Below are 21,567 nucleotides of genomic sequence, written 5' to 3' on the forward strand. Positions count from 1 at the left end.
GTTCCGCCCCCTCACGCCGACATCGGACGATGGGGTTCGTGATCCACGCCGCGGATCTGTTCGGCCTCGAAGGCCTCGACATCCTCGAGCCGGTAGATCACCCGGCCGCCGAGCTTGATGAATTTCGGGCCTTCGCCCGTCCACCGCCAGCGCTCCAGCGTGCGGTGCGAAATGTTCCAGCGAGCCGCCAGCTCGATCTGGGAAAGGTGCCTGGTCGCCATGTGAACCTCCTTGGGATTTCTGCGAACACTTGCGGGTTCAACATGGCGGAGGGGGTGGGAGGCGTTGGGGAGGCAGCCGGGAGGCAAAGCGGGAGTTCGGAAAGATCTTCGCGTCGAAACTAAAAAAGGCCGCCCCAAAGGACGGCCTCTTTCAACGATCATGCAGGCGTGGCGTCACCTGCAGAAGTGGCTCAGGGCCAAGACCCTCTTGGACGCCCGCATCCTGCAACGCACAGATTACCCGTCGATATCCCACAGGTAGTTGATGTTCCGGACATAGGTCTCGATCTTTTGCACATCGCCATCTTGAATAAGGGACTGATGAAAGATGCCGCGACCTGTCGAACGCAAGGAAGGCGTGTCGGTCATCTCGCCAAAGGTGATCGACCAAGAATCCTCGTGCTTGGCCGCGACCACATCGTTGATGACCCGGGTAACCTCTTCCCGGTACACGCGCTTCTGGTTGTCGCTCAGACGGGCAGCAGACATCGAGTTGAACACGATGGTCACGCCGCCCTTCCGCTCGCCGATCATGGAAACTGCGTGCAGAAGGCCAGCCATGAGCAGCGCCTCCACGCAGGGAATGATTCGCTCATCATGGTCTTCATCCCAGATGATCGCGACGTTCTGGACAGCAGCCTGCTGACGCAGTTCGCCTTTTTCCGAACGCCAAGACAACGCTTGAACCACGGAATAGTGCGTGCCGCGGCCGATGTGCCCCGTCGGAGCGGGCTCATCGTAGATGCAGTGAAGGTGGGGGGAATATTTCGGGGTGTCATGCATGGGCATGAGCATTTCCTTTCCATTAGAACTGTTTCTGATGGCTCGCGCCATCGCTCTTCGCAGGTTCCCCTGCCGCGCTGCAGCCTTCCGGCATTCACGCATGACCCCGGGCCTCTCAGCCCGACCGTCTCACCAGACGTAGAGGCGGCGCACTCTCGTTTCAAGTGCGTAGCCTAGTGAAATGGGGCGAAACACCAATCAGGGCTCGATCCAGCAATTCCCGTCGTCGAACTTGATGAAGGATTGCCAATCCTCGCGTCGGCCGAAGGCTTTCTTGAGCGAGTTCACCTGTCCGCCATAGCCTGCCTCTTCCAGCACGGCTGCCACCCGCAGAACCGGTGATCCGGACCAGTATGCGGCAAACAGGATCTGGAGAAGGAGCCGCTGCTTGTCGCCGCCGAAGGTAAGGGTCTTGTCACCATGCCAAACGAGTCCGCAGTCATCCGAATGATCGATGGGAAGTCGCCGCTGCGCTTGCCCGGGGAACACGCGCGCCGCGAGGACGTGCGGCGAGATCGCGAGCTTGGCCGGATCATCCGCAACATCCGCTACGTTGATGATGTGGTTGCGTTTCTGGGCGGTCGCCGGGATACGCTCGCCGGGTGTGGAGGTCAGAATGATGCGGATTTCCTGCGGCGGCTTGCGCCCGATCAGCGCCTCGAGCTGCGTCCAGACTCCCGGATCGCCAAGCCGCCGGGCAAACCAGACGGGCACCGGGGCCTTCGCTCCGGCGAGCTTGATGGTTCCAACCTCCCAGACGAGATCCGTGACCAAGGACGTCGGGCGTGAGGGCCCGGCACGCTCGAACGCCACCAGCATCTTGGCAAGGGCCAGACCGTAGTCGACCCTGCACGCCGCGATGCCCTCATGGGCGACCTGCACCCAGCGGCCGGTGCTGTCATGATAGCCGAATGATTTCAGCTCGGCCGACCAGGTAGCCTCAATGGGTTCATCCTCATAGTCGTCCATCGCGGCGACGACCGGGACATGCCCGCCCGACACCAACAGCTTGGCCGCGATCAAAGCGTCGGTCGCGCTGCGCGAAACCTGGTGCAGCGCCGATGTCTGGAGCGACATGCTGCGGGCTTCAATGACCCGCAGCAGAAGGTCGATCGCACGCTTACTCAAAGACGTCGCCTTCGTCGTTGTCGTCTTTCAGGATGCCCCAGAGCCGCAGATACTTCTCGCCGATCAGGCGCTCCTGCGGGGTCATGTCCTTCAGATTGCAACCATGCGGCATGGTCACGGTCAGCGACAGCGACTTGCCCCGCCCGCCATCGGGGCCCGGGTGGAACTTGATGGTGAAGCGCGCACGGGTGACAACCCATTCCGCCGCGTCGCCGACGCCACCCAAGATCCGCGCGCCGCCACCGATGTCGAGGCCAATCCGGTGCTCCGCCATCTGCCAGATCGTCCGGTCGGCACCCGACATGGATTCGAGCGTGATGCGCTCCTTCGCATCGCCCAGATCCATCAGGCGCAATTCCTTGACGGTCACGCCGGCAATCCCGTCGGCCGGGTCAGTCGGGAAGTCGAAAGGCCGCAGCAGCATGCTGAGATCGTATTCGCGCAGCGGCAGCGACTGCTTTTCATCGAGGGTGATGCCCAGCAGGTCGCGCGCCATGTACCGGGTCAGATCGATCCGGTCCTCGCGCGTCTTTGCCACGACCTCGATCACCCCGGTCGCTGCCTCATAGGTCAGCGCCGCCTCGAAGACCGGCTTCACGATCCGACGCGACAGGGTGCTGTTGGCGTCGAAGCCCAGCATATCCTCGGGACGCCCCTCCCGGTAGACCGCGACTTGGACGAGTTCGCATTCCTCGCCCTCGAGGATCACCCGGTGGCGGTCGAAGATGTCGACATGGACGTTGGGGGTTTCGAACCGCGCGCGGATCGCGGCAGTGAAAGCCGCGAGCGAGACCGGGTCTTTCTTCACCGCGAGATCGGGATCGACGCCGAACCCGCTCCACGACCGCCCGCGGCGGCGCTCGTCATTGTAGCGCACCTCTTCGGCCAGGCGGAACCGGTCGTTCTCGTTGAGGAAAACCCAGAGCGAGCGGTTGTTGGCCCCCTCAAGCGTATCGAAGACCGCGCGGTTCACGACGACGTTCTGCAACGCGTTCTGGCCGGGCTCATCCGCCAGCGCCGCCACGCGGGCCGCATCGAGGACGACGCGCTGCTTTTCGTCATCGGACATGGCGTCGACGGCCTTGATCAGCGGCTCCACCACCTCGGGCTCGGGCTTCGTCCAGTCGATGGGCGCAAGCGAGGTGAACCCGCCAGCAGTGAAGTAATCCTGCAGACGGATCACGGGGGTCTTGCGGAGAAACGCGGCGATGGCGGTCATGAGAGCCCTTTCTTTGGCCGGGGAGGAGGACAGAATCGCGAAAATGCGATACAATGTTGTTCGATACATACCGAACAAATCGCCACGTCTACTTGCGTGGAACAATTTTGTTCGGCATAGCGAACAAGCGTTCTCCAACCAAGGAAACCAAGGATGATACGATGACCACGTCCCTCGGCGCGAAGATCAAGCGTCACCGTCAGGAAAAGGGATATTCCCTCGACAAGCTCGCCGAGCTGACCGACTCCAGCAAGAGCTATCTTTGGGAACTCGAGAACCGCGATACGCGAAAACCGTCGGGCGAGAAGCTGACCCGCATCGCCCAGGCTCTGGAGGTCACGACCGACTACCTGCTGGATGACAGCGAGGAGCCCAGCGACGAGGTTCTGAAGGAGGCATTCTTCCGCAAGTTCAGCAAGCTCGCCCCCGAAGACCAGCAGAAAATCAACCAGATGATCGACATGTGGGGAAAGAAGGATTGAGTCTGCCGACGACGCCGAAGGGGTGGGCTATCCGCCTGACACAGATCCTGTCGATGGTCCAAGGAACCCATGGCCTTCCGCGGTTCCCCATCGATGTGGCCGCGCTCGCGCAGGATTTCTCGCGTCAGGTGTTTCCGGACGCGCCGATCACCATCGTGAAGGGGCTTGCGCTGTCCAAGGGCGTCGAAGGCATGCTGATGCCGCATCCCAGCGGCTCCGGCGAGTGGGGCGTTGTCTACAACGAGACCATCCGGTCGGCGGGGCGGCGCAACTTCACGCTGGCGCATGAGCTGGGGCACTACCTCCTGCACCGGCAGGCCAACCCGCGTGGGCTGGAATGTACCAGCCGCAACATGGCCGACTGGGACGAGGCTCGGAACAGGATCGAGGCAGAGGCGAACACATTCGCCTCCTACCTGCTGATGCCCCTCGACGATTTCCGCGAGCAGATCAAAGGCCGGATCATCGATATCGACGTGATGACCGAGCTCGCGGATCGGTATGCCGTCTCCCTGACGGCCGCGATCCTGAAATGGATGACCATCACCGACAAGCGCGCGATGATCGTGGTTGGCAAGGAGGGCTTCATCGACTGGGCCTGGTCTAGCGAGCCGCTGTTGAAGTCCGGGGTTTTCTACAGGGCACGGCAAGAGGTGATCGAATTGCCGCCCGCCTCGCTTGCCGCGCAAGAGGTGGACGGCGAAGAGGGGCGCTACGGCTGTCGCCATCCGGCTGGCATCTGGCTCGGCTCTGAACCGGTCCACGAGATGACCGTGTTCTCACCCAGCAATGATCAGATGACGATCTCGCTTCTGCTCTACCCCGACCGCGCCCCATCGCGATGGGAGATGGCGGAACTGGAGGAAGAGCCTGTCCTCGACAGCTTCGACAAGTTCATGGACGGCCGGACGAGTTGATTCGCCATAGCCGCCCGACCGAGAGATAAGCGAGGGGACATTTCAGCTACGCAGATTTTCGCCACGGTGCGCAGCGACCGCATGAGGTCGTAATAAATTGATTTACTTGATATTTTTCTGATTTCGCGACACATTTCGCCTATCACAACAGTCGCGAAAACCCGCCATGTCCATTCCCTCCGAAGACCCGGTTTCCGGGCCCAATCCTCTATGCCCTGAACGCATGTCCCCTGATGCTCGGCTTGCCGAGCTGGGGCGCATCCTCGCCGCAGGCGTCGTTCGCCTGAATGCCGGGAAGTCCAGTTCTTTATCGCCCGCCGACGGAGACAGTTCCGTGGACTACCCGCCCCGAAAGAGCGGTGGTCGTCGCAGGAAACGCATCCGCATCGGAGGAATTGATGAAGCATCACAGTAAGATAACGCCGCCCAAACCCGGGCAGGACGCACGCCTGGACCAAAGCGTCCTGTCGCGCATCGCCGCGCTCAAGGCCATGTCGGTGAAAGAGCTGAAGGCCGAATGGGAACGGCTCCTCGGCAGTGCCGCACCGAACAACAGCCGCGCCTTTCTCGAGGCCCGCATCGCCTATCGCCTGCAGGAACTGACCTATTGCGGGCCCGACCACGAGACCCGCCGCATGCTGGACCTGCTCGCCGACGAGGTCGAGGGCGTCTCCCGTCGCAAGAACCAGATCGCGGATCCCCGCAATCCGGTGGCAGGCACGCGGTTGATCCGGGAATGGAACGGGGTCGAGCACATCATCACCGTGCTGAAGGACGGTTTCGAGTGGCAGGGCCGCAAGTACAAATCGCTCTCCGGCATCGCGCGCGAAATCACCGGCGTGCGCTGGAACGGCTATCGCTTCTTCGGGCTGCAGGTCCGATCGCGGGAGGTTTGACCATGGACATGAACACGCGCCCCGGCCGCCGCCTGCGCTGCGCCATCTACACCCGCAAGTCGAGCGAAGAAGGGCTCGACATGGAGTTCAACAGCCTCGACGCCCAGCGGGAGGCCTGCGAAGCCTATATCGCTAGCCAGAAATCCGAGGGCTGGGTCGCCACCCGCGACCGCTATGACGACGGCGGCTTCTCGGGCGGCAATCTGGACCGGCCGGGACTGAAACAGCTGCTGGCCGACATCGACGACGGGCTGATCGACGTGGTCGTGGTCTACAAGATCGACCGACTCAGCCGCGCCCTGATGGATTTCTCGAAGCTGGTCGAGGTCTTGGACCGTAACGGCGTCACCTTCGTCTCGGTCACGCAGTCCTTCAACACGACCACCTCGATGGGGCGGCTGACGCTGAACATCCTGCTCAGCTTCGCCCAGTTCGAGCGCGAGGTCATCGGCGAACGCATCCGGGACAAGGTCGCCGCCTCGCGCAAGCGCGGGATCTGGATGGGAGGCTATGTGCCGCTTGGCTACGATGTGCAAGACCGCAAGCTGGTGATCAACGAGGCTGAGGCCGCCTCGGTGCGCCGGGTCTTCGACCGGTTCGTCGAACTCGGCTCGGCCACGATGCTGGCGAAGGAGCTGCGGCGGGAGGGGTTTCGCAGCAAGCAGGGCACGTTGATCGACAAGGGCTACCTCTATAGGGTGCTCCGCAATCGCGTCTATCGCGGCGAGGCCGTCCACAAGGGCAAGGCCTATCCGGGCGAGCACGAGGCCATCGTCTCTGACAAGGTCTGGGATCAGGTCGACGCCATCCTGCAGGGCAACCGCCACGCCCGGTCCAGCAACAGCCGCATGCAGACGCCCGCGCCGCTGAAGGGCCTGATCTTCACCGACACCGGCGCGGCCATGACCCCGACCGCGACCAAGAAACGCGGCAAGCTCTACCGCTATTACGTGTCGATGGACGTGATCAAGAACCGCACGGCGGAGGACGATTGCGGTGGCGATCAAGCACCGGCCCGCCTGCCTGCGGGCATGGTCGAGGACGCCATCGTCACCGAGGTGCGGCGCATCCTGCAGACGCCCGAGGTGGTCACGCAGGTGCTGGCGGCGCTGAAGCGCGATCAGGTGTCCGAGGCCGAGGCCATCGCGGCGCTGCATGATTTCAACACCCTCTGGGCGCGACTTTTCCCGCTCGAGCAGGCGCGGATCGTCCAGCTTCTGGTCCGGCGCGTCACCGTCACCGCCGCCGGGCTCGAGGTCGACATCCGGCGCGAAGGCGTCGCGGGGGTCATCCGCGAGATGATCGCCCCGCGGGACATGGAGGCCGCCGAATGACCCGAAGCAACGACACCATCCGCGTGCTGATCCCCCTGAAGCTGCGCAAGAAGAACGGGCGGCCCAAGATAGTGCCGCCCGCCGATTACAGCCCGAGCGAGGATCAGACGCAGGACCCGCACGTCCTGCGCGCCATCGGCCGGGCATGGGGCTGGCGGCGGCGCATGGAGGCAGGCGAGTTCGCCACGATCCAGGAACTGGCCGAGGCCGTTGGTCTGGCCGAGCGCCACGTCAGCCGCCAGCTGCGCCTCGCCTATCTGGCACCAGAGGTGCTGAAGCGCCTGACCTGCGGCCGCGAGGCGTCGGCGGTCAGCCTCTACGACCTGTGCTTTCTGGCAGGGGAGACATGGCAGGAGCAGGCCGAGCGGGTTTTCTAGAAAAAGAAAGTCAAGGTTTCCGCGAACTTCCTCCATCCGTGAAGTACCGAATGCTGTGACCCACGACAGTTCTCTGAACTGCCAAAGAGCTGGTCGACAGGCCATACTCAGTAGTGTCGGCCAATTCTCACTACTTGACGAAGTGCATCGGGCCAGATCATTTCATGTCTCATGAGCAGATACTATCAGACATTCGCACGGATCGGCGCGGGCCTAGCAGCCATTGCAATGCTTGTTTGGTTCTTGTGGCCCGGCGGGGCATGGCAGTTCGAACCTGAGCCGTTTTTCGCCTTTGGTGTTGCGGTGGTCGTCTGGGCATTTACCGAGTTTAAGTTGAGCGAGGAGGTGATCTATCGAGCATCTACGCCCAATGATATCCGGTTTGGCCGCGAGATCTTTGCTTATGGAACCTGGAACTTCCGAGAACTTTTGAAAGATCACGACTACCATCGTGGCATACACCCTAGATTTCTGACTGAAGCGTCGCTGTTGGTCAGCGAAACAGAGCTCGGAATTGCACATTTCCAGGATGGGCGGGTCCAGAAAAAATACTTAGACTTCTTCGAGCGCCTGAAGGTCTTTGTCGACTATTTTGGAATGCATTCATCTCCCGAGCGGTTTGGATCTGTGATGCTGCAGTCCGTCATTCCAGCCAACCAGTTTGATGAAATGAATGTAGCCCCGCATCATCAAGCTGAGATTAATGAAGTAAATCGACTAGCTACTGAAGCTTGGAAAGCCATGCGGCCTCTCATCACGGAGATTAAAGAACGAATTCCCGAAGTGTTCGACGAACAGATTAGGGGCGGTTGGATCAGGAGTCCCGAAGAGTAAAGAGCGTCGACGCGCGACATGCCGCAATTGACTCGTCTGACACCTGCGTCGCTGTCAGTGAAAACTCGCCTGAAAGGACGTCGCGGTCAGCGAGACATGCGCGTCCAGTGGCGGGCGCAGCTCAAATGCTTTCGGCTCGCGCGCGAAGTTCCAGAGCCGGAACAGGGACCATTCCGCACGCCGCTCCTCAGCCACGGCCAGCTCGTTGCGGCTGATGTGAAAGGGTGTGCGTTCCCAGCCATTCGTCGTTTTCACCTCGATCAGGCGCGGGCGGCCATCCGTCGCGAAGCTGGCGATATCGTAGCCGGCACCATCGCCATCCTCCTCCGACACCCACCTGACCTTGCGCGCAAGATCATCGCGGCCCGCTGATTTGAGGGCTTTACGTTCGTGCGCCAAGGCGCACTCCTCTCCGGCACGGCCGAGGGCGCGGTTTTGCTCGTCTCTCGCCGCGACATCGAATTTGCGGGCGATGTGCAGCATCTGCTCCAGCTCCTGCGGAGGCGGCTGGTTCGACAACGTGGGCGGCGGCCCGATCCAGATCGGCCGCGGCTCCGCGAGGCCAGTCGGCGCTCCTGCACCCGAATGGCGGCCGAGCCACGCCGAGTTCAGCGCCAGCCAGCGCGCCACGGCATCCACCAGCGTCATCTGGAAATTGAAGGCAGGCTTGTAGCCCGGGATCCAGTCCTCACCCAGCCCCTTCAGCACGGCGCTGATGTTCTGGTGCTTGAACTCGACCGATCCCTCGGAACGTCCGTTCAACAGCGGCAGAAGTCCGCGCCGGTGCTCGGCCTTGTTGTAAGGGCGACCACAGACGTCGTCGGCCAGCATCGCGAAGTAATCCGCGACGATCAGGTCGTTTTCTTGATCTGTCCAGGCCCCGTTCGACATCGCGCCAGGCTAGGGGCGCAAACTGCGTTTGTCATCAGAGACTTCGCGCAAAACTCCCAAGATATACCAACCACCACGCCGCCCGTGTCGCGTCTCCGTCTGCTTTGAAACAAGCCGGAACCAGCGAAACAGGGGCGCAACGCGATCCCACCAGTTCCTTGAAATCAATGGATGTTTTGAACCCGTCTCGCCGAGAGCGCAGGGCGGGTGGAAAGAGACGGCGGGCGTTTGGAGACCGATCTCGCGCGGGTGGGCCGTCTCCGAAGGGCGGATGGTCCCTGCAAACCCCTTTGGCACATAAAGAAAAAGGCCCCGCGAGGGACCTGTTTTCGGGTTTGCAATGTGCAAGTGGCGGAGAGAGAGGGATTCGAACCCTCGAGACGGTTCCCCGCCTACACACTTTCCAGGCGTGCGCCTTCGACCACTCGGCCACCTCTCCGTTCGGCGCTGTTTATACGGGGGGCTACCCTTTGTGCAAGGGGGCAACGGGGCGAAAATTACGCTGGCAAAATGGGAACCGGTTTCACGACCTCATCGCCCGGCAGAAGCCAGAAGCCGAACCGGCATAACTGGAACGTGTCACGCAGACAACAGGAGGCTGACCCTGCGGTTCTGGCGCCCTTTTTTTTCGATCTTGCCGAGGCTGACCCGTCCGATCTCACCAGTCCGGGCGACATGGGTGCCACCGCAGGGTTGCAGATCGACCTGATCGTCGCCCTGCCCGATCCGCACCAGCCGTACCCTACCCTGTCCCGTCGGCGGCTTCACCGACATGGTTTTTACGAGGCCCGGATTGGCGGCAAGCTCCGCGTCCGTGATCCAGTCATCAGTGACCGGCAGGTCGCGGGCAATGAGCGCATTGAGTTGGTGCTCCAGCGCCGCCACATCCTCTGGCGGTTCGGGCATGTCGAAGTCCAGCCGACCCTTTTCGGTCCCAATTTGGCCGCCGGTGACGGGAAGCGGAATCACGACAGACAACAGATGAAGCGCGGTATGGACCCGCATGTGACGGAAGCGGCGGTTCCAGTCGAGATGCTGGATCACTTCGGCCCCGACCGGTGGAAGCTCTTGGCCCGCTTCGGGCACCAGCACCACCGCACCATTTTCTCCTTTCACGGCCGTTGATGTCGTCAAGCGACCGCCGGACCAGTCAAGAAATCCGCCATCGCCGGGCTGGCCGCCGCCTGTCGGATAGAAAAGACTCGCATCGACAACCAACCCGCCCTCAACCGTATGACCAGTCACGCGCGCCTTGGCTTCGCGCAGATACGCGTCGCGGAAGAGCAGTTCGGTCATGCATCGTCCCCCTCAGCATCGGGATCGTTGTGAACCCCGCTCAGATCGTCACCGTCGTGGTCACGTACGGGTTCCTGGGCGGGCTGCGGCTTGGGCTGCGCCCTCTTGCGACCGGTCAGATCCTCGGGGTTGCGGATCCAGAGGTCGCGCTGCGCGAATGGGATCTCGATCCCTTCGGCGATGAAGCGTTCGTTGATCTGGTGCAGAATTTCCGTCTGCACATCGAGCTTGAAGTTCACATCCGACAGGATCGCCCGGATCTCGAAATTCAGACTGTCCGCGCCAAACGCCACAAAGTGAACCGACGGGGCCGGGTCGACCATGACAAGCGGTTGGGCCTCGGCAATCTCCATCAGAATCGATTGCACCTTGCGGGTATCGGTGCCGTAGGCGACGCCCACAGGAATGATCAACCGTCCGGTCAGGTTGGTTCGCGTCAGATTCGTTACCACGCCCGAGACGAGGTCGGCATTGGGCACGATCACATCGGTGCGGTCAAATGTCTCGATCCAGGTAGAACGGACTGAGATACCTCTCACGGTGCCGAACTGTCCGTTCACCTCGATCATGTCGCCTTCGGAGATCGGCCGTTCGATCAGAAGAATGATACCGGAGACGAAGTTAGACACGATGTTCTGAAGGCCGAAGCCGATGCCGACCGAAAGCGCGCCGGCAACGATGGCGAGCGAGGAAAGGTCGATGCCCGCCCCGGTGATGGCGACAATTGCGGCCAGGAAAATACCGACATAGCCGACACCCGAGACGATGGCGTTCTGCACGCCCTTTTCCAATTCCGTCCGGGGCAGGATGGTTGAACGGAGAGCGCTTTGGGCCAACCGTGTCACCGCATAGCCAAGTATAAAAATAACGATCAGAGCAAGAATTGCGGCTGGCGATATTTGAGTGTCACCAATCGTGACGCCCTCGCTGAACCGGGTCCAGGTCTCAGACAGTTCCGCAGTGCGGGCCCCCCAGATCAGCGCGAACAGCGGCAGGGCGAGCAGGGTAAGTACGAAGCTGATCAGCACCGGTGCAAGCGCCTCGCGCCCGTCTTCACCTTTGTGGAAAACCAGCACATAACTGTCGGTGGCAAACCGCTGCAGCAGCAGGATCAACCCGATCAAGCCAAGTGAGCCCACTGCCGGCCAGATCAGCGCATTGGCGGCTGCGACATAGCCGACGACCGCTAGAAGGGGCGCTACGACAGATACAGCGACAGTGGCTGTACCAATCAACCGCATGATCTTATTGCGGAATTCCTTGGCGCCGCTTACACCCTCTGAAGGGCGCGGTCGCAAAAGAACGCCGAGCCGGAAGAGCAGGACCGCAACGACACAGACCAGCGGCGCCGCCCAGACCGCCTGCGCCGCCATCGACAAAGGCGGGCGCACTTCGGTGATGAATGCTGTGCGGAAGATCTCCAGCGCGCTTACAAGGCCAATCAGGTTGGTATGAAAGCGTGCCTCGGAAGCACGTTCCGACAAGGGGGCATAGCTGCCGTCGACCCGGAACAGCCAGCTTGCAATCCATCGGGCAAAGAAAAACGCGTAAGCCGCGCCAGGAAGGGCATCGATCAGCGCCCCGGACCGGATGCCAGTCATACCGCTCGCCTTGATGGCGAGGACGAGAAAGATGGTCCCGAGGATGGGCACGATGACCTGACCAAGCGAGACAACCGCGGCGGCAATGTTCCTCGCCCGCATCGACACGCCGGTTAGAAGTCGGGTCGTCATTCGTTCCATGAAGCCCGGGCCACGCAAGACGAGAACGGCAGCAACCAGAAGGTAGAAGACGATGGCAGGCAGGTTGTCTTTCAGTTCCGCCCGGCGCGTGGGGTTCGACCACGCCTCGGTCGTCTCGGCGCTGAGTGTCTTTATCCCCTGTTGCAGGACCGCCCAGCCTGCGGGCCAGTTCGCCGGATTGGCAGGCGACGGTGACAACCGCAGAAGCTCAGTCGCCTGTCGGGCGCGGATGCGTGCGTCGATCTGGCGGATCAGCCCCTCTGCCCTGCTGTGCGCCTCGACCGCAGCAAGCCCGGGGGCCTGAAGTTTCGCCAGCTGATCGTTCAATTCAGCGCGCCTTTTTGCGATCTCAGGCGCGTCGGGGGCGTCTTCGGTTGGCGCCGGTCCCAGCGCTGCGATCTGGTTCTTCAGCGTTTCAATCGGTGCGGCATTAATGCCTTGTGCGGCCGTAAACTTCGCCCGCCATTCAACGAGGTCCGCCCGAAGCTGTTCAAGCGCCTTATTTGACGCGCGGTCATCCGCCAGCGTCTGCTCGGCGGTTTTCGCCTGTTTTTCCCACGCTGTGTAGTCAGGTGCCTGCACGTCCTGTGCGGCGACAGGCATGACGGAATAGGTCAATACAGCCGGGGCGGCTATAAAGAGGCTAGTGGCCAGAAGTAGAAAACGAAGCACTTGCATCAGTCTTCGAAGACGCTGGGCAATGCACGCGGGCCGCGGTCCAGCCATACAGGCACCGGCAGGGACTTTGCGCGCAGGAAGTCGGGATTGAACAGCTTGGACTGGTAGCGGTTTCCGTAATCGCAGAGCATGGTGACGATCGTACGACCCGGCCCCATTTCATTCGCCATTCGGATCGCCCCCGCAATATTTATGCCTGTTGAACCGCCCATGCAAAGCCCCTCCTCGGCCAGAAGATCGAATATGACCGGCAGAGCCTCGGCATCAGGGATGCGGAAGGACATGTCGGGTGTCAGACCCTCAAGATTGGCGGTAATCCGCCCCTGCCCGATCCCCTCGGTAATCGAGGACCCTTCGGCTTTCAGTTCACCCTCCGCGTAGTAACCATAGAGCGCCGAGCCTTCCGGATCGGCAAGCGCCACTTTCACACCTTTCGGCTGCAGGGCCATTGCGACGCCAGCAAGCGTGCCGCCAGAACCGACGGCACAGACGAAACCATCGACTTTGCCACCGGTCTGCTCCCAGATCTCGGGACCCGTCGTCTCCACATGTGCCTGGCGGTTAGCCGTATTGTCGAACTGGTTGGCCCAGATCGCGCCGTTGGGTTCCGTCCTGGCAAGTTCGGCAGCCAAGCGTCCGGAATATTTCACATAATTGTTCGGGTTCTTATACGGCGCGGCAGGCACCTGCACCAGTTCCGCTCCAGCCAGCCGGATCATGTCCTTCTTTTCCTGGCTCTGCGTCTCGGGAATGACGATCACCGTCCGGAACCCCATCGACGCGCCAACCAGCGCCAGACCGATGCCGGTATTCCCGGCCGTGCCTTCCACGATCGTGCCGCCGGGTTTCAACAGGCCCTTGGCCACGGCGTCACGGATGATGAACAAGGCTGCTCGGTCCTTGACCGACTGACCGGGATTGAGGAACTCTGCCTTGCCGAATATCTCGCATCCCGTCAGTTCGCTGGCCTTCCTCAGGCGGATCAGAGGGGTCTGACCGACGGCATCGGCGAGGTCGCTGGAAATACGCATGGTCGGTCCCTCCTGTGGCTCGTCCATACCTAGGCCGGGCCGGGGCGGACCTCAAGCCCCGGCGGCGGAACGAATGCGGGCGCGGTTGCGGTCGAGCCAATAGGCCAGAAGCGCCAGAGGCGCGGTGTTGGCCTCGCCGCTTTCGACGAGTTCCATCAGCGTAGAAAATGGTACGATGTGTGCACGGATATCCTCCGCCTCGCCCTCCACACCGCCGATCCCGGCGGCATCGTCCGGCAGATCGGCGATGCCGATATAGGTATAGAGGTATTCAGCCATGGCGGCGGGTGAGGGATAACAGTTCAATGCCGGGATCAGTTCGCGGATCGCGAGCCCCGCCTCTTCACGCGCCTCGCGAAGCGCGGCCTCTTCCGGACTCTCGCCGCCGTCGATGCGGCCCGCGACGGTTTCTATCAGCCATGATTGCGGATCACCGCGCCCATGCGGACCCATGCGGAACTGCTCGACCAGAAGCACCCGGTCGCGCACCGGGTCGTAAGGCAGAACGACGGTCGCGTCGCCCGAGATGAAGACAGCGCGATTGACCTCGGGGCTCATCGACCCGTCAAAGCGGCGGAACCGAAGGTCGCTTTCTTCAACGGCAAAGTAGTTGGCATAGACCTGTCGCTTGCGGGCGACGGCCACATCTTCGCGCCCGGCGCGCCGCCGCAGGTGCAGCCCTGGGGTTTCTGCTTCCGCCCTAACGCGCGACCCGCCACGCATCAACATCTGGGGATAGCGTGCATGTATTTCCGCCGGATCGCCCAGACCGTAAAGCGCCATCGCGTCATAGGCTGTCGTTACAACCGTTTCGCCCCATCGCGCCGCCCAGTCCGCCAGGTGCCACGGTGCACCGGGTGTCCACTTCCCGGGATCGGGGAAGTAGACCTGCGCCGATACTGAGCCCGCACCCTCTGCCTCGACGATCACATCGCGGGTCTGATAGGCAAACCCGCCTTCGTAGTAATTAAGCCGGGCAACGTCCTCGTCGCTCATATCTGCGACAAGGACACCCTCGGCCCCCGACCCGCCCGTCTCGATCATCGGAAATGCGCGGCCCGCGACCCAGAAAACCGAATGATCGGGCAGTCGCCCAGGTATTGCCTGCACGTCACGACCCAGAACGACGCGCAAAAGCGGGCCATGGCACAAAGTGCCGTAGAAGAAAAAAGTCGTCACGAAGTTATCTCCAGCGCCGCGCTGCCCATTCGGAAAACGATCCGGCGAGCGCGCCGCCGACGAAAAGCACGATCAGCACGTCCCATGCAAGGAAAGCCACGAAATAATCGACGGCAAATTCAAAGATCGCGACCACCGCCTCCATCGGGCCGGAATAGGATGGGCGGAATGCCTCGCGGAGCATTTCGTAGGTCGAGAACACGAAGAGCGCGACCAAAGCCATGAAGAGCGCGGTCTTCATCCCCGAACTCAAGGCCATAAGGTTGCCGCGTCCGGCCTCGGGACCCATCACCTTCCAGCCGCAGATCGCGCCGATCAGCGCCGAAACAAGCGAGAAATATCCGAACTGCGTGCCCTCCGGCATATGCGGCTTGAACACTTCAGCGGTGAAAAACGCCACGATCGCGAAGGCGAACGCGGCAAATAGCTTGGCTGCGGTGGGCATCTATGCTGCTGGCCTCGTAACCGTTATCTGCGTTACGTCGCAGTTTCCGCCGCGAAACGCGCCCGCGCAAGAGGTCAGGTAGAAATTCCACATGCGTTGAAAACGCTGATCGAATCCCATCGGCGCGATTTCGTCCCAACGGTCGTTGAATACCTCGTACCAGCGGCGCAATGTCTGGCTGTAACTTTCGCCGAATTCAATGGACCCGACCAGACCCAGCCCGGCGCGTCTGATTTCCTCCTGTAGCGCACTGCGCGATGGAAGCATGCCGCCTGGAAATATGTATTTCTGTATGAAATCAACACCTTTACGGTATATCTCAAAACGCTTTTCTTGAAGGGTGATGATCTGCAAAGTCGCATTCGCCCCTGGCTTCAGTCTTTCGTGCAAAGTGTGGAAATAAACCGGCCAGTACTTTTCGCCCACCGCCTCAAACATCTCGATGGAGGCGATACCGTCATAGATCCCGGTCTCGTCCCTGTAATCCTTAAGCCTCAGGTCAACCCTTTCGTTCAACCCTGCTTTGGCAATCCTTGCCTGAGCATAGTCCAGCTGAGCCCGGGAAATCGTCAGTCCGGTGACGCGCAGTCCCCGTTCTTTCGCAGCATATTCCGCAAACCCTCCCCAGCCGCAGCCGATCTCCAGCACATGATCGCCGGGCTTTACCCCCATCTGATCGATGAGTGAGGCATATTTCTGCTGCTGCGCGGCTTCGAGGCTTTCCTGACCCGTGCGGAAAAGAGCCGACGAATACGTCATGGTCCCGTCGAGCCACTTGGCGTAGAAGTCGTTTCCAAGATCGTAGTGATAGGCGATGTTCTTCTTCGCCTGCCTACGCGAATTGGAGCGGAGCAGGTGGCGCATCCGCTCATAGGCGCGGACAAGAGTCATGCCGGGAAAGCCGTCATAGATCTCGTTGTTGTCCGCATGTACCAGGTCCATGAAGGCCTGCAAGTCCGGCGACGACCAACCGCCTTCGAGATAGGCGTCACTGAACCCCAGATCACCTTCGCGGATCAACCGTGCGAAAATGTCATCGTCATGGACATGTATCTCTGCTGCAGGTCCCACGCCCTGGCCGGTGGCGCGAAAACGGCGGCCGTCCGCCAGAACGAAATCCAGCCGGCCGTTTTTGAGTTCACAGGCAATACGAAAGACTTGCGCGAAATAGCGCGGCAGGCCGGATTGGCCGTCGGTGGACGTCAATACCTCCATCAGGTCCTCCCGCGACAACTATATCCCGGTCGCCACAGGCGACAAGACGGTCATCTTGCAGGTGCAGAATTCTACCCGCGATAGGCGGCAAGCGCCCTTTCCCGACCGGTTTTCAGATCGACAATCGGCGACGGGTATGGCGCGTCTGGCGACATGTGCCATGATTTTGGCACAGCGTCGAAATAGGCTTGGGCCGTTGCTGGCGGGTTTGCCTGCCCCTCGGCGATATAGGCTGCACGGTAGGCGCCATCCGAATCGAACTTTGAGGCCTGTGTTTCAGGATTAAAGATGCGGAAGAACGGTGCCGCGTCCGGTCCAGATCCCGCTACCCATTGCCAACCCATCGCATTCGATGCGGGGTCCCAATCGGTCAGGCAATTGGCGAACCATTTTAGTCCCACCCGCCAGTCCGTCAGAAGATGCTTGGTCAGATAAGAGGCTGCGATCATCCGAGCGCGGTTGTGCATCCGTCCAGTGACGAACATCTCACGCAACGCGGCGTCAACGAATGGCTCGCCTGTCAGACCCCGCCGCCAGCGTTCAGCATCTGCATTGTCGTCGCGCCATGGGAACCCGTCCCAGTCTGAGCGCCAGTTGGCTCGGTCCATATCGGGGAAATGGTACATCAGGTGCCACGCGAAATCGCGCCAGGCGAGTTCGGAGAGGAATTTTTCGGCGCCCGGCATGCCGTCTTGATGCGCGGCGAATCCGGCCTGCCAGACGGACCGCGCCGATATCTCGCCCCAGGCGAGGTTTTCCGACAGGCCAGAGGTCGCATCGACGGCGGGATAGTCCCGTTCATCCGCATATCTACGAAGCCGTTCAGCAATGAACCGGTCAAGCCGTGTCCTTGCTGCCACCTCGCCGACCACCGCATACGGCGCGACGATTGCTGCCCCCCGGTTCATGGCTTCCCCCATGGCCCAGTCCTCCAACCTTTCGCTGCGCGGCCATTCGGCGGGTGCGATAAGCTGTACCGGAGATGGAAGCGGCGGGGCGACCTCCCTGCCCCGCAATGCCCGCCAGAACGGTGTGAAAACCTTGTAGGGTCCTCCCGTCGCGGTCGCGATGTCCCAGGGTTCGAAAAGAACCGCTCCGGGAAAACTTTGCACGTCCAGCCCGGAATCCTTCAGTATCGTCTTGACCTTGCGGTCGCGGGCGATACCGTCACGATCATAGACCCGCTGCCAGTAGATGGCCGTCGCCCCCGTCTCGCGGATAACATCCTTCAGCACATCCAGCGCGTTTCCCCGCCGCAGGATCAGGCGCGACCCGGCATCTTTCAGTGCCGCTGAATAGGCGCAAAGCCCCTCGGCCAGACGCCACTTCGGCGCGGCTCCCATGGCTTCAACTGTTTCGTCGTGGATGAAGAGCGGAATCACCGGCCCCAACGCAGACGCGGCGCTCAGCGCCGGATGATCTGCCAGGCGCAGATCACGACGCAACCATACAATCACGGGCCTGTTCGTCATGCTGCCTTTGTTCTCGCTCCAAATACTACTGGGGTACGCCTTGCGGGGCGCTGCATCAAAGCACCTTATCCAAGGCCGTAATCAGCCGAGTGACATCTCCGGCACTCGTGTAATGTACCATCGACAGGCGAAGGACCCCGCGATCCAGATCGACCCCCATCGCGGTCAGCGGACGCACGGCGTAGAAATCACCGGCCCAGCAGTTGATACCGTGATCGGCAAGCGCGGCCGAAACCGGTTCGGCCTCGCGGTCCAGCGCGACGGCGACCGTCGGCGCCCGGCGCGTAGCGTCTCGCGGTCCGATCAGGCGCAGATCGTTTCGAGCGCCAAGATAGTCCAGCAGCGGCTGGCAGACCGCCACCTCATGCGCGCGCATCAGGTCATGCACCTGCGCCGCGCGTCTTGCCGCGTCGGGCTCTGGCCCGAAATGGTGCGCGTGCAGCGCGTCGAAATAATCCGCGATGCCGGCTGATGCGGCGACCTGAGCGTGGTCGGGACCTGCAGGCGTGAAGCGCTTATAAAGCATGTCGCCGTTGAAATAGTGCCCCTGATTTGGCAGGCGCATCCCCAGATCCTCGCGGATCACCATGATCCCCTGATGTGGGCCATAAACCTTGTAGGCCGAGAAAAGGTAGATATCTGCCCCGATTTCAGCCACGTTTGGCAGGCCGTGCGGCGCATAGCTGACCCCGTCCACGCACGTCGCCGCACCGGCGTCATGTGCCATCGCCACGATCTCTGCGACCGGATTGATCTCGGCAACCACGTTCGAGCAATGCGGGAAACACACCAGCCGGACCCTGCCGTCAGCCAAGAGGGGCGCAAGACGCGCTGGGTCGAGATGCCCGGTTGTCGGGTCGATCTTCCATTCGCGGATTTCGATGCCTTCCTCGCCCAACCGCCGCCAGGGGCCGGAATTCGCCTCATGATCCTGATCGGTGACGACGATCGCCTCACCCGGTTTCAGATCACGCCGGAAGGCCTGCGCCAGCACATAGGTGTTCTGGGTGGTCGACGGGCCAAAGCTCACCTCATGGGTCTTCACCCCCATCATCGCGGCCAGCCGCAGACGCGCCTCGTCCATCTCGGCCCCGCCCTCCGACGAGGCGGCGTAAGGTCCGTAGGGTTGCACCTTGCGCTCGCGGTAGAACCGCGTCAGCCGGTCGATCACCGGCTGAGAGGCATAAGACCCGCCTGCGTTCTCGAAGAACGCCCGGTTGGCCAGATCCGGCACCGCGAAGGCCGGGAAACTTGCGCGTACAAAACCAAGATCAAGTTGCATCTATTTCCTCCGAAGGGCATGGCCGGACCCTGACCTCAGGCGGAAGACTTCGCAATCCCAATCCGAACCGTATCGCTCAGTTAGGTAAGGAAGAAGTGCGGTTTTCACGATAATTTCCGGCAATACAATCGTCGTTTTAGTCGCATCGGCCCGCACCGAGTGTCGTTTTTCTCCCATCGCGGGAATTCAATTTGGTCCAACTGGACCTGTCAGGGGGGAAAGGACAGCTGCGGAAGGCTACTGCCAAAACGCGCTGACCTGAACGTTCCTGTCGGGAAAACGACACGAACAGGACAAAACATGCACATCAAACCACCGTTTACGGAGATCGAGATCAAGAGGGCCGCGTCAGGCTTTTACAAGGGACATAGCGTCGAAATTGCTCTCGTCTCGAAGATATCGATGACGCTTCTCGTCATCTGGGCACTGGTCTGGCCGGCAAACGCCAACGGCGTTCTGGGCAGCCTGAACTGGCGTCTGCTGGAGGATTTCAACGCTTTCTACATCGTTATCGTCGGTTTCTTTGCCTTCTTCCTTTTTGTCGTCGCGGCGCTGCCGCAGACCGGCAAACGGATCATGGGTACGCCCGGTGAGGCACCCGAGTTTTCCAATTTCTCATGGTTTTCCATGATGTTCGGTGCCGGTCTTGGCGTTGGCCTAATGGTCTTTGCGACCGCTGAACCACTGGGCCTCTGGGGTTCGAACCCCGAAATCCTGAAGGGCGGAATCGCTGGTAACAGCGCTGAATCACTGCAATCAGGCTACCGCTACACCTTCCTTCACTACGGCTTCCACGCCTGGGCGATTTATGTCGTCACCGGTCTCAGCCTCGCCTACTACTCCTATACGCGAAACATGCCGCTCACGATACGGTCGGCGCTTACGCCTCTGTTCGGCAAATACGTCAACGGCTTCTTCGGCCACGTCGTCGACATTCTCGGCGTTGTCGCCACGATCCTCGGCGTTTCGGTCACAATCGGCTTCGGCGTCAGCCAGTTCATCGATGGTCTTTACGCGATCACCGGTGCGGAATGGATGATGGACATGACCGGCGAAGCGCCTGCTCCGGGCACGGTCGGCCTGATCGCGGGTCTGGTCGCAATCATGGGCATGTCAATCATCTCGGCGGTCTCTGGCGTCGGACGCGGGGTCAAATACCTCTCTAACCTCAACCTCGTCCTGTCGATCATACTGCTTCTGGTCTTCGTGATCTTCGGGTCGTTCCTCTTTGCGATGACAACCTATGGGACGGCGCTGGTGGATTACATCCTGCACTTCACCCAACTCAGCTTCGGCCCGCATCTGCCGATGTCAGAGGCCGAGTTCGCGGCCGCGATTCCGGCAGAGGCGGCCCCGCTGGCCGACAGCCTCTATTCTGGCGCGACAAACGCCTGGGGATCCTACGAAGCGTTCCAGGGTGGGCTTGAGGGAGAAGCGGCAGCGCTTTCACCGGAAGTCCAGCAGGCCGTGTATGCCGCAGGCACCGAAGGCCGTCTCTTTGGCTGGCAGGCTGGCTGGACGACCTTCTACTGGGCCTGGTGGATCGCGTTTTCGCCCTTCGTGGGCCTGTTCCTTGCCCGGATTTCCAAGGGTCGGTCGGTGCGCGAGTTCATCGTCGGCTGTGTATTTGCGCCAGCCATGGTCTGCTTCGCGTGGATGACGATCCTCGGCGGCACGGCGATTGATCTGGAACTGACGGGCGGCGCCGAGGGCACCATCATCGCGGCCTCCAACACCGCGAAACTCTTTGTGACCTTGGGGCAAATGATCTCTGGCAAGTTCCTGTCGGTGATCACCGTAATGTGCGTCGTATTGATCATGACCTTCCTCGTCACTTCGGCCGACTCCGGCATCCTCGTGATGAACACGATCATGTCGGGCGGCGATCAGGAGACCGACAACAAGCACAAGATCATCTGGGGAATTATCCTGACGCTGGTCATCGGCACGCTGCTGATCGCGGGCAAAACCAATGGTGGCGCAGACCCGATGGAGGCGCTGAAAAGCGCGATGATTATCGGGGCCCTGCCCTTCACCATGGTCATGGGTCTGATGTGCGCGTCGCTTACCAAGGCACTCTATCGCGACGGGCTTCGTGAAAAGCACGGGGCGGCGGCGACTGCGGCCGAATGAGCCCGGACAACA

20 protein-coding genes and 1 tRNA gene are annotated in these 21,567 nt (G+C 61.3%); 7 read left to right on the top strand and 14 right to left on the bottom strand.

Going from position 1 to position 21,567, the window contains the following annotated elements; genetic code table 11:
• Positions 1-11 precede the first annotated feature (11 nt).
• From OEZ71_RS11165 to OEZ71_RS11180, 4 genes are all read right to left on the bottom strand, one after another.
• Entirely contained in the window at positions 12-221 is a 210-nt protein-coding gene (locus OEZ71_RS11165) for a helix-turn-helix transcriptional regulator (RefSeq protein WP_043869387.1), read from the bottom strand.
• A gap of 237 nt (positions 222-458) precedes the next feature.
• Entirely contained in the window at positions 459-1,010 is a 552-nt protein-coding gene (locus OEZ71_RS11170; protein WP_263740075.1) for a hypothetical protein, read from the bottom strand.
• Positions 1,011-1,202: 192 nt separating this feature from the next.
• Entirely contained in the window at positions 1,203-2,132 is a 930-nt protein-coding gene (locus OEZ71_RS11175) for a hypothetical protein (protein ID WP_263740076.1), read from the bottom strand.
• Positions 2,125-3,351 (bottom strand): hypothetical protein, encoded by a 1,227-nt coding sequence (locus tag OEZ71_RS11180; protein WP_263740077.1) that lies wholly within the window; start codon positions 3,349-3,351, stop codon positions 2,125-2,127. Before OEZ71_RS11180 ends, OEZ71_RS11175 begins: the two co-directional genes overlap by 8 nt.
• Positions 3,352-3,512: 161 nt before the next feature.
• On the opposite strand from OEZ71_RS11180, the gene OEZ71_RS11185 reads away from it, so the two are divergent.
• The 6 genes from OEZ71_RS11185 to OEZ71_RS11210 all read left to right on the top strand — a co-directional run bounded on the left by OEZ71_RS11185 (position 3,513) and on the right by OEZ71_RS11210 (position 8,191).
• A complete protein-coding gene (locus OEZ71_RS11185; protein ID WP_206892583.1) occupies positions 3,513-3,833 on the top strand; it encodes a helix-turn-helix domain-containing protein in 321 nt (106 codons plus the stop codon).
• Positions 3,830-4,750 carry an ImmA/IrrE family metallo-endopeptidase gene (locus OEZ71_RS11190; RefSeq protein WP_263740078.1) on the top strand — a complete coding sequence of 307 codons (921 nt, stop codon included), beginning with the start codon at positions 3,830-3,832 and terminating at the stop codon, positions 4,748-4,750. Before OEZ71_RS11185 ends, OEZ71_RS11190 begins: the two co-directional genes overlap by 4 nt.
• Positions 4,751-5,148: 398 nt before the next feature.
• Complete coding sequence (locus OEZ71_RS11195; protein WP_263740079.1) at positions 5,149-5,646, top strand: DUF2924 domain-containing protein; 498 nt, start codon at positions 5,149-5,151, stop codon at positions 5,644-5,646.
• A 2-nt stretch (positions 5,647-5,648) separates the two neighbouring features.
• Positions 5,649-6,980, top strand: a complete 1,332-nt coding sequence (locus OEZ71_RS11200; RefSeq protein ID WP_263740080.1) for a recombinase family protein — start codon at positions 5,649-5,651, stop codon at positions 6,978-6,980.
• A complete protein-coding gene (locus OEZ71_RS11205) occupies positions 6,977-7,357 on the top strand; it encodes a hypothetical protein (RefSeq protein WP_263740081.1) in 381 nt (126 codons plus the stop codon). Before OEZ71_RS11200 ends, OEZ71_RS11205 begins: the two co-directional genes overlap by 4 nt.
• A gap of 171 nt (positions 7,358-7,528) precedes the next feature.
• On the top strand, positions 7,529-8,191 hold the full coding sequence (locus tag OEZ71_RS11210) for a hypothetical protein (RefSeq protein WP_263740082.1): 663 nt from the start codon (positions 7,529-7,531) through the stop codon (positions 8,189-8,191).
• A 54-nt stretch (positions 8,192-8,245) separates the two neighbouring features.
• Here OEZ71_RS11210 and OEZ71_RS11215 read toward each other — a convergent pair whose 3' ends face one another.
• The 10 genes from OEZ71_RS11215 to OEZ71_RS11260 form a co-directional block, all read right to left on the bottom strand.
• Entirely contained in the window at positions 8,246-9,082 is an 837-nt protein-coding gene (locus OEZ71_RS11215) for a protein NO VEIN domain-containing protein (protein WP_263740083.1), read from the bottom strand.
• 349 nt (positions 9,083-9,431) lie between these two features.
• Positions 9,432-9,521 (bottom strand) — tRNA-Ser (locus OEZ71_RS11220).
• Positions 9,522-9,661: 140 nt separating this feature from the next.
• Positions 9,662-10,378, bottom strand: coding sequence for an alanyl-tRNA editing protein (locus tag OEZ71_RS11225; RefSeq protein ID WP_263740084.1), 717 nt, complete (start codon positions 10,376-10,378; stop codon positions 9,662-9,664).
• Positions 10,375-12,798, bottom strand: a complete 2,424-nt coding sequence (locus OEZ71_RS11230; RefSeq protein WP_263740085.1) for a DUF3772 domain-containing protein — start codon at positions 12,796-12,798, stop codon at positions 10,375-10,377. The genes OEZ71_RS11225 and OEZ71_RS11230 overlap by 4 nt, the downstream gene beginning before the upstream one ends.
• Entirely contained in the window at positions 12,798-13,829 is a 1,032-nt protein-coding gene (locus OEZ71_RS11235; RefSeq protein WP_263740086.1) for a cysteine synthase A, read from the bottom strand. The genes OEZ71_RS11230 and OEZ71_RS11235 overlap by 1 nt, the downstream gene beginning before the upstream one ends.
• Positions 13,830-13,880: 51 nt before the next feature.
• The gene (locus OEZ71_RS11240) at positions 13,881-15,008 is read right to left on the bottom strand and encodes an NUDIX domain-containing protein (RefSeq protein WP_263740087.1); all 1,128 of its coding nucleotides are present in this window, start codon (positions 15,006-15,008) and stop codon (positions 13,881-13,883) included.
• A 4-nt stretch (positions 15,009-15,012) separates the two neighbouring features.
• Positions 15,013-15,453 carry a TrgA family protein gene (locus OEZ71_RS11245; RefSeq protein WP_263740088.1) on the bottom strand — a complete coding sequence of 147 codons (441 nt, stop codon included), beginning with the start codon at positions 15,451-15,453 and terminating at the stop codon, positions 15,013-15,015.
• A complete protein-coding gene (locus OEZ71_RS11250) occupies positions 15,454-16,668 on the bottom strand; it encodes an SAM-dependent methyltransferase (protein ID WP_263740089.1) in 1,215 nt (404 codons plus the stop codon).
• A 71-nt stretch (positions 16,669-16,739) separates the two neighbouring features.
• Entirely contained in the window at positions 16,740-18,140 is a 1,401-nt protein-coding gene (locus tag OEZ71_RS11255) for a cryptochrome/photolyase family protein (protein ID WP_263740090.1), read from the bottom strand.
• A 55-nt stretch (positions 18,141-18,195) separates the two neighbouring features.
• Positions 18,196-19,422, bottom strand: a complete 1,227-nt coding sequence (locus OEZ71_RS11260; protein ID WP_263740091.1) for an aminotransferase class V-fold PLP-dependent enzyme — start codon at positions 19,420-19,422, stop codon at positions 18,196-18,198.
• Between the two features lie 300 nt (positions 19,423-19,722).
• Between OEZ71_RS11260 and OEZ71_RS11265 the strand changes: the two genes are divergently transcribed.
• Positions 19,723-21,555, top strand: coding sequence for a BCCT family transporter (locus OEZ71_RS11265; protein ID WP_263740092.1), 1,833 nt, complete (start codon positions 19,723-19,725; stop codon positions 21,553-21,555).
• Positions 21,556-21,567 lie beyond the last annotated feature (12 nt).

Source organism: Albidovulum litorale (genome assembly GCF_025751495.1).
Classification (GTDB): Bacteria; Pseudomonadota; Alphaproteobacteria; order Rhodobacterales; family Rhodobacteraceae; genus Albidovulum; species Albidovulum litorale.

Excerpts from the sequence above, each read along its gene's own strand:
- OEZ71_RS11165 (WP_043869387.1), bottom strand. The coding sequence starts at position 221 with ATGGCGACCAGGCACCTTTCCCAGATCGAGCTGGCGGCTCGCTGGAAC.
- OEZ71_RS11170 (WP_263740075.1), bottom strand. The coding sequence starts at position 1,010 with ATGCCCATGCATGACACCCCGAAATATTCCCCCCACCTTCACTGCATC.
- OEZ71_RS11180 (WP_263740077.1), bottom strand. The coding sequence starts at position 3,351 with ATGACCGCCATCGCCGCGTTTCTCCGCAAGACCCCCGTGATCCGTCTG.
- OEZ71_RS11185 (WP_206892583.1), top strand. The coding sequence starts at position 3,513 with ATGACCACGTCCCTCGGCGCGAAGATCAAGCGTCACCGTCAGGAAAAG.
- OEZ71_RS11195 (WP_263740079.1), top strand. The coding sequence starts at position 5,149 with ATGAAGCATCACAGTAAGATAACGCCGCCCAAACCCGGGCAGGACGCA.
- OEZ71_RS11200 (WP_263740080.1), top strand. The coding sequence starts at position 5,649 with ATGGACATGAACACGCGCCCCGGCCGCCGCCTGCGCTGCGCCATCTAC.
- OEZ71_RS11205 (WP_263740081.1), top strand. The coding sequence starts at position 6,977 with ATGACCCGAAGCAACGACACCATCCGCGTGCTGATCCCCCTGAAGCTG.
- OEZ71_RS11210 (WP_263740082.1), top strand. The coding sequence starts at position 7,529 with ATGAGCAGATACTATCAGACATTCGCACGGATCGGCGCGGGCCTAGCA.
- OEZ71_RS11215 (WP_263740083.1), bottom strand. The coding sequence starts at position 9,082 with ATGTCGAACGGGGCCTGGACAGATCAAGAAAACGACCTGATCGTCGCG.
- OEZ71_RS11225 (WP_263740084.1), bottom strand. The coding sequence starts at position 10,378 with ATGACCGAACTGCTCTTCCGCGACGCGTATCTGCGCGAAGCCAAGGCG.
- OEZ71_RS11230 (WP_263740085.1), bottom strand. The coding sequence starts at position 12,798 with ATGCAAGTGCTTCGTTTTCTACTTCTGGCCACTAGCCTCTTTATAGCC.
- OEZ71_RS11235 (WP_263740086.1), bottom strand. The coding sequence starts at position 13,829 with ATGCGTATTTCCAGCGACCTCGCCGATGCCGTCGGTCAGACCCCTCTG.
- OEZ71_RS11245 (WP_263740088.1), bottom strand. The coding sequence starts at position 15,453 with ATGCCCACCGCAGCCAAGCTATTTGCCGCGTTCGCCTTCGCGATCGTG.
- OEZ71_RS11250 (WP_263740089.1), bottom strand. The coding sequence starts at position 16,668 with ATGGAGGTATTGACGTCCACCGACGGCCAATCCGGCCTGCCGCGCTAT.
- OEZ71_RS11255 (WP_263740090.1), bottom strand. The coding sequence starts at position 18,140 with ATGACGAACAGGCCCGTGATTGTATGGTTGCGTCGTGATCTGCGCCTG.
- OEZ71_RS11260 (WP_263740091.1), bottom strand. The coding sequence starts at position 19,422 with ATGCAACTTGATCTTGGTTTTGTACGCGCAAGTTTCCCGGCCTTCGCG.
- OEZ71_RS11265 (WP_263740092.1), top strand. The coding sequence starts at position 19,723 with ATGCACATCAAACCACCGTTTACGGAGATCGAGATCAAGAGGGCCGCG.